At 74.1% G+C, this 13,244-nt stretch carries 10 protein-coding genes; 2 read left to right on the plus strand and 8 right to left on the minus strand.

Annotation, left to right across the window (positions count from 1 at the left end):
• Window positions 1-142: 142 nt before the first annotated feature.
• Window positions 143-970, plus strand: coding sequence for an ABC transporter permease (locus CCN42_RS13125; RefSeq protein WP_086735574.1), 828 nt, complete (start codon window positions 143-145; stop codon window positions 968-970).
• A 67-nt stretch (window positions 971-1,037) separates the two neighbouring features.
• The gene (locus CCN42_RS13130; protein WP_086735576.1) at window positions 1,038-1,985 is read left to right on the plus strand and encodes a TauD/TfdA family dioxygenase; all 948 of its coding nucleotides are present in this window, start codon (window positions 1,038-1,040) and stop codon (window positions 1,983-1,985) included.
• Window positions 1,986-2,052: 67 nt separating this feature from the next.
• Here CCN42_RS13130 and CCN42_RS13135 read toward each other — a convergent pair whose 3' ends face one another.
• The 8 genes from CCN42_RS13135 to CCN42_RS13170 form a co-directional block, all read right to left on the minus strand.
• On the minus strand, window positions 2,053-2,961 hold the full coding sequence (locus CCN42_RS13135; RefSeq protein WP_245877260.1) for a GHMP family kinase ATP-binding protein: 909 nt from the start codon (window positions 2,959-2,961) through the stop codon (window positions 2,053-2,055).
• Between the two features lie 11 nt (window positions 2,962-2,972).
• Window positions 2,973-6,248: a non-ribosomal peptide synthetase family protein gene (locus CCN42_RS13140; protein ID WP_086735578.1), complete on the minus strand. Its 3,276-nt coding sequence runs from the start codon at window positions 6,246-6,248 to the stop codon at window positions 2,973-2,975.
• Window positions 6,245-7,561, minus strand: coding sequence for an ATP-grasp domain-containing protein (locus CCN42_RS13145; RefSeq protein WP_086735580.1), 1,317 nt, complete (start codon window positions 7,559-7,561; stop codon window positions 6,245-6,247). Before CCN42_RS13145 ends, CCN42_RS13140 begins: the two co-directional genes overlap by 4 nt.
• A complete protein-coding gene (gene argH / locus CCN42_RS13150; protein WP_086735582.1) occupies window positions 7,558-9,069 on the minus strand; it encodes an argininosuccinate lyase in 1,512 nt (503 codons plus the stop codon). The genes CCN42_RS13145 and argH overlap by 4 nt, the downstream gene beginning before the upstream one ends.
• The gene (locus CCN42_RS13155) at window positions 9,066-10,139 is read right to left on the minus strand and encodes a cysteine synthase family protein (protein WP_086167945.1); all 1,074 of its coding nucleotides are present in this window, start codon (window positions 10,137-10,139) and stop codon (window positions 9,066-9,068) included. The genes argH and CCN42_RS13155 overlap by 4 nt, the downstream gene beginning before the upstream one ends.
• A gap of 160 nt (window positions 10,140-10,299) precedes the next feature.
• Window positions 10,300-11,238 (minus strand): ATP-binding cassette domain-containing protein, encoded by a 939-nt coding sequence (locus CCN42_RS13160; protein ID WP_245877261.1) that lies wholly within the window; start codon window positions 11,236-11,238, stop codon window positions 10,300-10,302.
• A gap of 131 nt (window positions 11,239-11,369) precedes the next feature.
• Window positions 11,370-12,143, minus strand: coding sequence for a helix-turn-helix transcriptional regulator (locus CCN42_RS13165; RefSeq protein ID WP_086735584.1), 774 nt, complete (start codon window positions 12,141-12,143; stop codon window positions 11,370-11,372).
• A gap of 279 nt (window positions 12,144-12,422) precedes the next feature.
• The gene (locus CCN42_RS13170; RefSeq protein ID WP_086735586.1) at window positions 12,423-13,052 is read right to left on the minus strand and encodes an HAD family acid phosphatase; all 630 of its coding nucleotides are present in this window, start codon (window positions 13,050-13,052) and stop codon (window positions 12,423-12,425) included.
• Between the last annotated feature and the right edge of the window lie 192 nt (window positions 13,053-13,244).

The raw sequence follows: 13,244 nt of genomic DNA on the forward strand, positions 1-13,244 counted from the left end.
CCGACGGGCGGCTGCGCTGGGCGGACACCGGGCGGCTGCCCCTGCCCCGCACGGCGCTGGCCACGGCCCGCCGGGTGACCTCCGACGAGCTGCTGACCGCGCTGACCCGGGTCCAGAGGACCTACGACCAAGGAGGCATCCGATGACCCTCGCCCCCACCCTGCCGGCCGGCGGCTCCGCCGCGGCCTGGCAGGGCAGCAGCGTGCCCGCGCAGCTGCTGATCCTCACCGGCCGCTCGGTGCGGGCCCACCTCTCGCACCGCAGGGCCCTGGTCCTCAGCATGCTCCAGCCGGTGTTCATGCTGCTGCTGCTCAGCCAGGTCTTCGGCAGCATCGTCGACCGCGGGCATCTGCCCGAGGGCGTCGGCTACCTCGACTACCTGCTGCCGGCCCTGCTCGTGACCACCGGGATCGGCCCGTCGGTCGCCTCGGGCATCGGGCTGGTGCGGGACATGGACAACGGGGCGGTGGCGCGGCTGCGCACCCTGCCGATCCACACCCCGCTGCTGCTGCTCGCCCGCAGCCTCGCCGACCTGCTGCGCACGGCCGCCCAGTTGGCGATCCTCGTCGTGGTGGCCGTGGTGGCGCTCGACGCCCGTCCGGCGGGCGGTGCGCCGGGGCTGCTGGCCGCGCTGCTGCTGACCTGCGCGGTGGTGTGGGCGATGACGTGGATCTTCCTCGCGCTGGCGGCGTGGCTGCGCAGCGCGGAGGCCATGCAGTCCGCCGCCTACCTGGTGACGTTCCCGCTGATGTTCGCGTCCAGTGCGTTCGTCCCGGTCGACCGGCTGCCGGGCTGGCTGCAGATCCTCGCGCGGCTCAACCCGCTGTCGTACGCGATGGACGCGGCGCGCGCCCTCTCCCTGGACCTGCCGCTGGGGACCCGGCTGTGGGCGGCGCTGGGCACCAGCCTGCTCGTCGCGGTGGCCGGGTCCGCCGTGGCGGTCTGGGCGTTCCGCCGCCCGGTGACGTGATCCGCTCCCCCGTCCCCTCGCACCTCACCCCGCGTCCCAGTGACGACGCCGACGAAACGGAGACATCATGACGCGACTTCAGGCACAGCCCCTCGTACGTCTGGACGCGGCGCCCGCGCCCGGCACCGACGCGGTGGCCTGGGCGTCCGGGCACCGGGCGGAGCTACGGGACCTGGTGGCCCGGCACGGCGCCGTCCTGGTCCGCGGACTGGACCTGGACGGCCGTGAGCGGGCCGTCGAGACCGTGGGGGCGGTCCTCGGCGAGGGCATGACCGAGCGCGAGGGGTTCGCCCCGCGCGACCCGTACGGGGCGCCCGGCGTGTACTCGTCCTCGCACTGGCCCGCGGACCAGCCGATGTGCATGCACCACGAGCTGAGCTACGCCGCCCGTGCCCCTCGGCTGCTCGCCTTCGCCTGCGTGACCCCGCCGGCCTCCGGCGGCGTCACGGCGCTCGCGGACGCCCGGGCGGTGCTGAACGACCTGCCACCGGAGCTGGTGGAGGCGTTCGAGCGGCACGGCTGGCGGCTGACCCGGCACTACAACCCCTTCATCGGGATCGGCTGGCAGGACGCGTTCGGCAGCAGTGACCGCGCCGAGGTCGACCGCCACTGCGCCGAGCACGGCATCGAGACCCGGTGGGGCGCCGACGGCAGCCTGCGCACCACGCAGACCCGCCCCGCGGTGCTGGCCCACCCCGACACCGGTGAGCGCTGCTGGTTCAACCAGATCGCGTTCCTCAACGAGTGGACGATGGCCCCCGAGGTGCACGCCTTCCTCACCGCCGAGTTCGGCCCCGAGGGGCTGCCGTTCAACACCTTCCGGGGCGACGGCACACCGCTGGACCGCGCCACGGTGGACCTGATCAACGAGGTGTACGAGCGGCACACGGTGCGCGAGCCCTGGCAGCGGGGCGACCTGCTGCTGGTCGACAACGTCCGGACGGCGCACAGCCGTGAGCCGTACCGCGGCGAGCGGGAGATCGTCGTCGGGCTCGGCGAGCCGTTCACCCCCTGAGCCGGCGCACGCGAGAGGGGCCGCACCCGGATTCCGGGTGCGGCCCCTCTCCTGCGGCCGGAGGCGCTCAGTCGAAGCTCAGCGTCCGGTACACGGTCACGTTGCCGACCAGCTCCTGGCAGGCCTGGGCGGCCGCGGCGAGCTGGGCCGGGCAGTCCGGCGAGGCGGTGTCGAGCAGGATGCCGATGGTGGTGCCGCTGTGGCCGACGACGACGCCCAGACCGCCCACGTCCCGGCAGATCGCCGTCATCCCGTCCAGGGACCACTTGTGCCGCAGCACCTGGTTCATCCGGGCGCTGGCCGTGGCCACCCGCCCGACCTCCGCCAGGTCCCGGCGGGCGACGGCCGCGGTGACCCGGTCGAGCAGCCGGGCGTACTCCCGCTTGTCGGCCGCGGTGAACGGCTTCGGGATGTTGTTGAAGTCGACCGTGTCCACGGCGCCGCCCTCGTCGGCGCTGACCACGGCCATGGACGGCAGCGAACCCAGCTGGGCGCGCAGCCGGACGGTGCGGTGGTGGAAGGCGACGATCGAGGAGTAGAGCACGCCGTCGGTCGGTTCGATCCTGGCGAGGTACGTCTCGATCCGGCGCGGCGGCATCGGCTCGTCCAGCGCGTTGGCCACGGCCCGCGCCGTGGCCACCAGGTCCGCCGAGGAACTGGCCAGCCCCTTGCCCTCGGGCAGGGTGCTGTGGATCGTCAGGTTGCCCCCGCCCTGCCATCCGGCGTCCTGGAGGATCATCGACGTGAGGCGCAGCGCCTTCTTCTTGTGGACGGGGCGCACCTGGAGGAGCTGGGAGTCCGGGTCCGGTTCGAACCTGGCCATGGCCCAGCGGGCCACGGGCAGGGTCACCAGGAAGTCCCCGTTCTCCTCGGGCAGCACCCCTTGGAGCAGCTCGCCGAACGTACCGAAGGCCGTGCTGACCCCGGTGCTGACCACCCCTCGGCGGACCGCCGGGGTGAGGATCTCGGTTGTCACGTGACTCCCTCCTAGAGCTGCGGCTCGGGCGAGGCGCAGCGGCCGCGTATCACGTGGGCGGTCTCCGCCGGCCGGGTGCTGACGAAGTAGTGTCCGCCCTGCGCGAGTTCGAGCAGAGCGACCCGGTCGGAGACCGTCTTCCAGCCGCCGTAGACGTCGGCCCACCCGGCGGTGGAGGCGTCGTCGTGGGCCACGACCACGTCCACCGGCGCGTCCAGGCGGTACCGCTCGCGGTCCTCGTGCAGGCGCACCAGATGGCTGTTGGCGACGAGCACGTCGTGCCGGTAGGCCCGGCCCACCACGTCGGCGCGCTCCGGCTTGAGCGCGTCCAGTTCCACGTACGCGTTGTCGGCCCGCAGCCAGGACAGCAGGGTGGTGGTGTCGGCGGCGGACGTCTCGGCGATCTCGGCGCGCAGCGCGTCGGGCTCCGCCGGCAGCAGGGCCCCGATGAAGACGCGTTCGACGGGCCGCCCGGCCCGCTCCAGCAGCCGGGCCGTCTCCAGGGCCGCCGCGGCGCCCGCGCAGTGCCCCCAGATCAGCACCGGGGTGGCGACCCGGGCGACGATCTCGTCCCGCACCCGGCGGGCGATCCCGGGCACGTCCAGCATCTCCTCGCCGCTGTCGGCGAGGTCGTGGCCGGGCAGCTCGACCGCCTCGACGGCGAAGCCGTCGCGTTCCAGCTCCGCGGCCAGCGAGCGGAAGTTGACCGCGTTGCCCCCGGCGTACGGGAAGCAGACCAGGGTGTGGTGGGGGGCGCGCGGGGCGGCCAGCGGCTGGAGCAGCCCGGTGGCCGCCGGGGCGGCACCGCCCTCGCCGCGGGTGTCGAGGACCGCGGCCAGGTCGGCGAGGACGGGGCTGCCGACCAGGTCCTTCAGGGACAGCGCCCGGTCCAGGCGGACCAGCAGGCGGACCGCGGCCAGCGAGGTGCCGCCCAGCTCGAAGAAGTTGTCGGTCCGTCCGATGCGCTCCAGCGGAACGCCGAGCACCTCGGCCCACAGCATGGCGAGCCGCTGCTCGGCGGGGGTGGTGGGGGCGGCGTAGGCGGCGCCGCCGTGGCCGAGGGTGCCGGCGAGCCGGACCAGCGCCTTCTTGTCGATCTTGCCGTTCTCGGTGAGCGGCAGCCGTTCCATCTGGTGGAAGTAGGTGGGCACCATGTAGTCGGGCAGCAGGGTGGCCAGGAAGTCGCGGACCCGCTCGGCCGGCAGGTCGTCGTGGCCCGCGAAGAACGCGACGAGGTTGCGCAGGTCGCCGGTGCCGTCGTCGATGACGACCGCGGCCTCCCGCACCCCGGGCATGGTCAGCAGCTTGTTCTCGATCTCCCCGATCTCGATGCGGAAGCCGCGGATCTTGACCTGCTCGTCCCGGCGGCCCAGGTACTCGATCCGGCCCTCGGGCAGCCAGCGGCCGAAGTCGCCGGTGCGGTACATGCGGGTGCCGGCGCGGAACGGGTCGGGGACGAACGCCTGCCGGGTGCGCTCCTCGTCGTTGATGTAGCCGCGGCCGACGCACACCCCGGAGAACGCGATCTCGCCCGGCGAGCCGAGCGGCACCAGCGCCAGGTTCTCGTCGAGCACGTACGTGTTGACGTTGCGCAGCGACCGGCCGACCGTCACGAAGTCCCGCTCCGGCAGCCGGTCCAGGACCTCGTGCATGGTGTCGTCGGAGACCTCGGTGGCACCGTAGGCGTTCACCAGCCGAATGCCCGGGTACGCGGCGAACCACCGCTGCACCAGCTCGTACTTGAGGGCCTCCCCGGTGACCGACACCGTGTGCAGCGCGCCGAGCGGGCGCGGGTGCTGCTCCAGATGGGTCAGCAGCACCTCCAGGTAGGAGGGGACGATCTGGACGACGGTGACATCGCCGTCGGCGACCTCGTCGAGGAAGCCCGCCACGTCGAGCTGGGTGTCGGTGTCCACGATCCGCACGCTTCCGCCGACCATGAGCGGGGCGGCGAACTGCCACAGCGAGATGTCGAAGCACTGGGACGCGGTCTGGGTGACCACCTGGCGGGTCCCGGCGGCCAGTCCCATGTCCTCGATCTTCATGTGGAGGTGGTTGAGCATCCCCGCGTGCTCGCACAGCGCTCCCTTGGGGGCGCCGGTGGAGCCGGAGGTGAAGTAGATGTACGCCGCCTGCCCGGGCGTCACCGCCGTGGCGGGCGCGGCGGTGGACAGGTCGCGCCGGGCGTGGATCGCGGGCACGGACAGGACGGCGGGCGCCTCGGCCACGGCGGCGGACGCCTGCCGGACGAGCTGCTCGCTGCCGGGCTCGGTCAGGGCGAAGCGGCAGGCGCTGCGGTCGAACTGGGTCGCGACCCGGTCCGCCGGGAAGTCCGGCCGGACCGGCAGGTAGACGGCGCCGGCCTTGAACACGCCGAGCGCGGCGGCGATCCAGTCCAGGGTGCGGTCCATGACGACGGCGACCACGTCCTCGCGGCCGGCGCCCGCGTCGATCAGGGCGTGCGCGACCCGGTTGGCCCGCTCGTCCAGCTCCCGGTACGTCCAGCGCTCCCCCGCGTGTTCGGCGGCCACCGCGCCGGGGACCGCCCGCACCCGCTCCTCGAACACGTCCACGAAGGTGTGGCCGGGCAGCTCGGCGCGCGGTCCGGCGAGCCCGTACAGCTGCTTCTCGACCTCGCGGTCCGACAGCAGGCTCTGGCGGTGGTGGCGCTCACCGGGACCGGCGGCCAGGTGGTGCAGCGCCGCCAGGTGGTACCCGGCCAGGCGCTCGGCGTAGTTCCCGTCGAGCACGGCGCGGTCGTGCAGGAGGCGCAGCGCCAGACCGTACTCGTCGCGGCTCCACACCACCCGCAGCACCGGCACCTCGCCCACGGCCCGGGAAGCCGCGTCGGATTCGGCGGTCTCGGCCGTCTCGGCCGTCTCGCCCGTCTCGGACAGGCCGGACAGGTCCAGGACCACCTCGGGGCGGCCCTCGACGGGGTCCGAGGCGCCCTGCGCGGCCGGGGCGGCGGTCACCTGTGCCGCCAGCTGTGCCCAGGTGGAGTTCTCGACGCTCAGCCGCAGCGGCCGGGAACGCCCGGCACCGTCCTGCGGCACGTACCCGACGAGCAGGTCCCGCTCGGCCGTCACGGTCGCCAGGACCCGGGCGTGGGCGGCGGTGAGCAGGGCGGGCAGCCCGGTGCCCAGTTCCGCGGCCCGGCCCTCCAGCGCCCGGGTGAGGCTCTCGGGGAGCCGGGTGCCGTGCACCCCGGTCCCCTCCTCCCGGGCGGACGGTACCGTCCACCGCGGGACTCTGGTGAACGCCTGGTTGTTCGCGTGCTCTGTCATCTGCCCCCGACTCCTTCTTCCGGCGCTGCCGGCTCCTCCAGCTCGATCCTGATCAGCCGCGCGGCGTCGGCCGCGCGCTGTGCGGCCTCGGCCGCGTCCGCTCCGGTGGCGACCACGCAGGCCAGCCGGTCCTGGAACGAGTGCGTGATGCGGACGGTCCGCCCCTTGGCGGTGCCGGCCGCCACGGCCACCACGCCGGGCGCGGCCTCGGCGTCCGGCAGCCCGGTGATCCCGGTGACGTGCCCCTCACGGCCGGCGGGCAGGAAGCGCACCGCCGCGTGCCCGGCGCCCGCGGCGGGCACCGGGGCGGGCCGGCCGGCGGACTTGGCGATCACCGTGTCCACGAGGTCGGTGCCCAGGGCGGCCCGCACGGCGACGGGGATCATCCCGCCGGCCAGGCGGGGGTTGACCTCGATCACCACCGGTCCGGTGGCGGTCAGCCGCAGTTCGGTGTGGGCGGCGCCCCAGCCGAGGCCGAGCGCGGCCAGCGCCGCCAGGGCGGTCGCGCCGAGCGCGTCCGCGTCGGCCCGCGGCAGGGGCGCGGGCACGTCGTGCCCGGTCTCGACGAAGTACGGCGGCGCACCGGTGTGCTTGGCGACCACGGCCACCACCCGGTCGTCGAACGTCTCCACCGAGAACTCGGGCCCGGTCACGGCCGCCTCGACGAGGATGCGCGCCGCGACCGGGTTCCCGCGCTCGTCGGTGCCGCGGCCCAGCAGTTCCCCGGCCCAGGCCAGGGTCTCGGCCCGGTCCCGGCACAGCCGGACCCCGACCGAGCCGGAGCCGCTGACCGGCTTGAGCACCACGGGATGGCCGATCTCGTCGGCCGCGCGCACCGCTTCGGGCACCGTGGTGGCGGCGGTGAAGGCGGGCACCGGCACGCCCGCGTCCGCGAGGAGGGCGCGCTGCCGCTCCTTGTCGCGGCAGCGGGCGACGGCGTCCCCGTCGGCGGCGGGCAGCCCGAGGGCCGCCGCGGTGCGCGCGGCGGCGGCGACGAAGTACTCGGAGCTGGAGGCGATGCCCGCCAGCCCGGCCTGGCCGGCGGCGAGCCGGGTGCAGCAGGCGAGGACCGCGTCCGGGTCCCCGCTGTCCAGCACCCGGATGTCGATGCCGTCCTCGGCCGCGTACGGGTAGCGGCCGGGGTCCCGGGTCAGCAGCACCGGGCGCATCCCGCGGGTGCGGGCCGCCGCGCAGAACTCACGTCCGGTGCCGGTGGTGTTGCTCTCCAGGAACGCGAACCACGGCCCGCCGGGCCGGGCTCCGGCCGCGTCGTGGTGTCCGTCCTCGTCGTGCCGTCCTCCGGTCGCGCTCACGGCGCTCCCTCCGTCTCCTCCGGGGTACGGGCCACCAGGTCCCGTACCGCCTCGTCAAGGCGCCGTCGCGCCCGGTCGGTCTCCGCGCGGTGCCCGGCGAGCCGGTCGCAGTGCCCGGCCAGCCGTTCCCGCAGCACGCGGACGGTCCGGTCGCACTCGCCGGGCCCGCCGCCGCGATCGTGTTCGGCGACCACCTCCAGCAGCCCGGGCAGTTCGAGCGGCCCGGTGCCCGGACCGGCGCTCGCGTCCGCGCCCGGGTCGCCGGGCGTGCCGCCGGGCAGCGTGATCGGGCCCAGCTCCGTGGCGCCGGACTCGACGGCCTCCCGCACCGCGTCGCCGACGATGTGGTGGGCGGTGCGGAACGGCACGCCCCGGGCGACGAGCCGGTTGGCGATCACCGTGGCCGTGACGAAGCCCTCCCGCGCCCGCTGTTCCATCCGGTCCGGGACCGGCCGCGCCCCGCCGGCCAGTGACTGGCTCAGCAGCACGGAGTCCCGTACGGCGGCCAGCGCGGGCCAGGCCGCGGACACCGCCTCGGTGCCCACTTCGATGGAGTTGGTGAACGGCGTCGACTTCATCGCGCCGGCCGACGCGGTCCAGGCGCCCACCGCGAGGGCCGCCTTCGCCTTGACGTGCTCCAGCAGGAAGGCGTTGCGTTTCTGCGGCATCGCGGAGCTGCCGCCCACCAGCCGTTCGGGGAAGTCGACGAAGCCGAACTCCTGGGTGCTCCACAGCTGGAGGTCCGTCGCCAGCCGGCTCAGCGTGAGGGCCACCGAGGCGGCGGCGGCCACCGCGCGCAGCAGGATGTCGCGGGCGGCGACGGCGTCCGTGGCGTGCAGCGGGCCGTCCCGGAAGCCCAGCAGGTCCGCGGTGCGGGCGGGATCGATGGGCAGATCGGTGCCGGCCACCGCCCCGGCGCCCAGCGGGCACCGGTCGAGCTGGGTGAGGACGTGGTGCAGGGTGTCGACGTCCCGGTCGAGGGCGGTGGCGATCCCGGCCAGGTAGTAGCCGTAACCGACGGGCATCGCGGGCTGGAAGTGGGTGTAGACGGGCATGACCACGGCGCGGTGGGCGCGGGCCCGGGCGAGCAGCACCCCCTGCAGGCGCAGCACCTCGCCCAGCAGCTCGGCCAGTTCGGCGCGCAGCCGCAGCGCGGTCACGGTGGCCTTGAGGTCGTTGCGGGACCGGCCGGTGTGCAGCTTGCCGCCCACGTCGGCGCCGAGTTCGGCCACCAGATGGCCCTCGTACATGAGGTAGAGCCCGCGCGGGGCGGGCAGGTCGTACAGCGCGCGGAAGCCGTCGGCGCGCAGGGCGGTGATGCGCCGCAGCAGGGCGGCTGCGGCCTCGCGGGGCAGCAGCCCGCGCTCGGTGAGCATCACCACGTGCGCCAGGTCGACGGTCGTGGTGGCACCCAGCTCCTGGCGGATGTCCTCAGGTCCGGACTCGCCGTAGACGAGGCGGCGGGTGCGCGGGCCCAGGGTCTGGGTGAGCCGCCCGGTGGCCGTCACGACAGGGCCTGCTCGGGCAGCGGCCGGCCCGCGCGGGGAACGGCGCCGGGCACGTCGTCGTAGGCGCGGCGCCCCCAGTCGAAGCGGGTCCAGCCGTCCCCCGCCTCGGCGGGCGAGGTCACGGTGACCGGCTCGGCGGGCAGGGCGTCCAGGCGCAGGCCGTTGTCGGCGAGCCAGCGGTCGTCGTACACGGTGGCCTGGTAGCGGTAGCCCTCGTCGGGCAGCATCACGACGCACAGCCGGTCCGGGTGCCGGGCGGCCCACCACTGGGCGGCCAGATACGCCGCACCGCTGGTCGGGCCCTGGAAGAGCGCGTGACGGGCGTGCAGGGCCCGGGTCTGGGCGTACGCCTCGGCAGCGGAGCACCAGTGGATCTCGTCGAAGACGGTGTGGTCGAGGTTGGCCGGCCACAGGCTGTTGCCCAGTCCGCGCAGACCGCGCGGCCCGTCGGGCTGGCCGAACAGCACGCTGCGGTGGCTGTCGACGCCGATGGCGCGGGTGTGCGGGGTGCGCTCGCGCAGGGCCCGGACGGTGCCGCACATGGAACCGCCGGAGCCGACGGGGCCGATGACGCAGTCGACGTCCCCGAGGGTCTGGTGCAGCATGTCGGCGACCACCCCGTAGGAGCGGGGGTTGTCGGGGTTGGAGTACTGCTCGGGGCAGAAGGAGTCGGGCAGTTCGGCGCGTATTTCGGCCAGGCGGCGCAGGCGGGCCTCCTGGTAGCCGCCGACCGGGGCGGGCTCCTGGCAGATCTCGACGCGGGCGCCGAGGTCGGTGAGTCTGCGGTACAGGTTCGGGTCGATCGCCGGGTCGCTGACCAGGATCAGCCGGCGTTCCATCAGCGCGCACTGCATGGCGAGCGCGAGCCCGAAGGTGCCCGACGTCGTCTCCACGACGACGGTGTCCTCGCCCAGTTCACCGCGCTGGTCGGCGCGCTGGAGGATGTAGTGGGCCGGCAGCAGCTTCATCAGGGTGAAGACCGTGCCGTAGAGGTTGGGCCCGAGGCGGACGAGGCGGGGGATCATCTGCGCCTCGGTGATCGAGTGGTAGGTCGCGGTGGTCACCGTCATGGGAGCTCCCAGGGGATGCGGCACGGACCGGCGTGCCCGGTCCGGATTCCGGGGGGCGGGCCGACGGGGCCGGGGGTCGGGGTGTGATCCGGTAGAGGATCCAGAGATTCACGGCTGCGGCCTTTCGGCCGGAATGCGAGGAGTGTCGGTGCGCGTGATGTCAGGAGGCGACCGGTACGCCGGCCGCGGTTTCGGTGCCCTCCGCCAGCGCCAGGTAGACGTCGTCGAGGGTCGGCTCGGTCAGGGAGATCTCCTTGATGATCACGCCGGCCTCGTCCAGGGCGCGGACGACCGCGGCGAGTGCGGCGGACTCCCGCACGGGCACGGCGACGGTCCCCTCCGGCTCGCCCGGGACGGCCTCGAGACCGGCCCGCCGCAGCGCCTCGGCCGCCGCCGGCGACCGCGCCGGGTCGGCCAGTTGGGCCCGTACGGTGCTGCCGCCGAGCCGTCCCTTGAGCTGGGCCACGGTCCCGTCGGCGATGGTCCGGCCGTGCCCGAGCACGATGACCCGGTCGGCGAGCTGCTCGGCCTCCTCGAGGTACTGCGTGGTCAGCAGCACGGTGGTGCCCTCGGCGACACAGGAGCGGACCAGGTCCCACAGCGCGGCGCGGCTGACCGGGTCCAGGCCGGTGGTGGGTTCGTCGAGGAAGAGCACCTGCGGGCTGCCGACGAAGCTGCTGGCCAGGTCGAGCCTGCGGCGCATACCGCCCGAGTAGGTGCGGGCCGGCCGGTCGGCCGCGGCGTTCAGGTCGAAGGCGTCCAGGAGCTCCGCCGCCCGCCGTCCGGCCTCCGTCCGGCGTGCGCCGAGCAGCCGGGCGACGAGGACCAGGTTGTCCCGGCCCGACAGGTTCTCGTCCACGGCAGCGAACTGTCCGGTCAGCCCGATGCGCCGGCGCACCTCGCGCGGCTCACGCAGCACGTCGTACCCGGCGACGCGGGCCGTGCCCGAGGTCGGCGGGAGCGCGGTCGCGAGAATGCTCACCAGGGTGCTCTTGCCCGCTCCGTTGTGCCCGAGCAGGCACAGCACCTCTCCTTTTCCTATGCGAAAACTGACGCCGTCGAGCGCCCGCGCGCCGCCAAAGGACCGGCTGATATCCATCGCTTCGATCATCACGCTGTTCACCGGATGTCATTCCTCGCAGAGAGCGGGCGGACAGGAAGGGGAGGACTGCAGAATTCCTACATTTCTCGGTCTGTCCACGGCAAGGAGCGCTACAGCAACCTGCCAATTCAGCCCGCGGCGCGCTGCGGCCGGGCGGCCGGCAGCGGTGCCAGCAGACCCAGTTCCGCGGCCCGGACACCCGCCTGGAACCGGGAGATCGCGCCGAGTTCCCGGGTGATCTCGGCGACGTTGCGGCGGTAGGTGCGCACCGACATGCCCAGTTCGCGGGCGGCGACCTCGTCGGTGCGCCCGGAGCTGAGCGCCAGCAGGATGCGGCGGGCCGCCTCGCCGAGCGAACGGCCGGACAGCCGGCGGCGGTCGGCCAGCGGGGCGCTGCCGCTCCAGGACGCCGCGAACAGCGTGCGCAGATGGCGCAGCAGGGTCGGCGCGCGCATCACCAGCGCCTCCCGGGAGGGCCCCGAGGCGCGGGACCACATGACGCCGACCAGGCCGTCGGCGAGCACCATGTCCTGCAGCGCCGCTCCGGCGAGCCGGACCTGGACGCCCGGGGCGTACTTGTCGAGGCGCTCCAGGAACAGCCGGTCCTCCAGCAGGGCCAGCCGGGCGAGCAGCCGGACCTCGACCCCGCGGGCCGCCGCGCGGCCCAGGGCGGCGACGAGCGGCGCGGTCTCCTCGCCGTGGTGTCCGGAGAGCACCACGATCAGCGAGCAGGTCGCTGAGTCGACCACCTGTTCGGCGGTCTCCGTGCCCTCGTCCGGCTCCAGCGCGGTCAGCAGCCGGCCTTCGTTGCGGTGGCGGTCGACGGCGGACTCGACCAGTCTGCGGGCCTCCAGAAGCATCCGCTCGATTTCCCCGCTGACCAGCTCATCGGTGACAGACATACTCGGCACAGCTCCCCCTGATGCGTGAGTGAATTCGTCCGTTCAGGAGGGGGCGAGGACTTTGCCGCCACAATCGATCGGAATTACTGGCGGTGACGCCACTTATTCCGGAAACCCCCGCTTCCCCCAGCGGCTTCACCCTAGGATCGGCGTTTGCGGCGGGTCAAACAGTTGCGCGGTGAAGCAAACACGAAACCCGCGGAGGAGGTGTTCCGCGGGTCTCGGGGGTCCCGGAGGGGTGCCGGCGGCCGACCGTACGACCGTCCGCCGGCACCGGCGTCAGGACAGCTGGCCGTCGTAGTCGGGCAGCTTGAAGGTGGCCTCGGCGTGCCCGCCGACGAGGTCGGTGGTGTTGTTGCCGATGTTCGCGATGATCGTGTAGCCCTTGGCCTCGATCTCGGCCCGCTTCGCCGTCTTGAACTCGGCCGTGCTGCCGAACAGGTCGAGCAGCGACCGCTGGTACAGACCCGTCACGGGGTAGCCGACGGTGGTCAGGTTGGCCTTGGTGACCGCCCCGATCAGGTCGGGCCGGGCGGTGACGAAGAAGATGGCGACGCCGCGGTCGTGGGCGTACCGGGCGAGGTCCCGCACGGGTGCCACGGCCGGCGTCGGCGGCAGCACCTGGAAGTGCGTCTCCAGCGAGGTGTTGTCGATGTCGAGGACGATGGCCTGCTTCTGGCCGCCGGCCTCGGCGATCCGCCGCTCCACGTACGGCCGCGCCTCGGCCATGACCGCCTGGACGTCCGCCTGCCAGGTCGCGTAGTCCACCGACGCCGCGGCGGCGGCGACCGGGCGCTGCTGCGCAGCCGCCGGAGCCTGTGCGGCTGCCGTCCCCGCCGCACCCAGCACGGTCAGCGACACGGCCGCCAGAGCGGTCCCCAGACGTACCATCCGAAATGCCGCGGTCATGCTTCCTCCACTGCTCACGCCACGGCCCGGCGGCCGCGGTCGCTGAGGAACGTAGGCCGGGCGGGAAGGCGGCGGCGAGACCCATGGCCGCAACCGGATCGGCGGATCCCCGCCCCGGCGCGAAACCACCGGCCCTGGCGGCCGGTTCCCGTTCCAGCGGCGGTTCTCCCCGCAGCTAGCTGCCAGGGAAGG

Source organism: Streptomyces glaucescens (assembly GCF_002154375.1).
GTDB lineage: Bacteria > Actinomycetota > Actinomycetes > Streptomycetales > Streptomycetaceae > Streptomyces > Streptomyces glaucescens.

Excerpts from the sequence above, each read along its gene's own strand:
- CCN42_RS13125 (WP_086735574.1), top strand. The coding sequence starts at position 143 with ATGACCCTCGCCCCCACCCTGCCGGCCGGCGGCTCCGCCGCGGCCTGG.
- CCN42_RS13130 (WP_086735576.1), top strand. The coding sequence starts at position 1,038 with ATGACGCGACTTCAGGCACAGCCCCTCGTACGTCTGGACGCGGCGCCC.
- CCN42_RS13140 (WP_086735578.1), bottom strand. The coding sequence starts at position 6,248 with ATGACAGAGCACGCGAACAACCAGGCGTTCACCAGAGTCCCGCGGTGG.
- CCN42_RS13155 (WP_086167945.1), bottom strand. The coding sequence starts at position 10,139 with ATGACGGTGACCACCGCGACCTACCACTCGATCACCGAGGCGCAGATG.
- CCN42_RS13160 (WP_245877261.1), bottom strand. The coding sequence starts at position 11,238 with ATGGATATCAGCCGGTCCTTTGGCGGCGCGCGGGCGCTCGACGGCGTC.
- CCN42_RS13165 (WP_086735584.1), bottom strand. The coding sequence starts at position 12,143 with ATGTCTGTCACCGATGAGCTGGTCAGCGGGGAAATCGAGCGGATGCTT.
- CCN42_RS13170 (WP_086735586.1), bottom strand. The coding sequence starts at position 13,052 with ATGACCGCGGCATTTCGGATGGTACGTCTGGGGACCGCTCTGGCGGCC.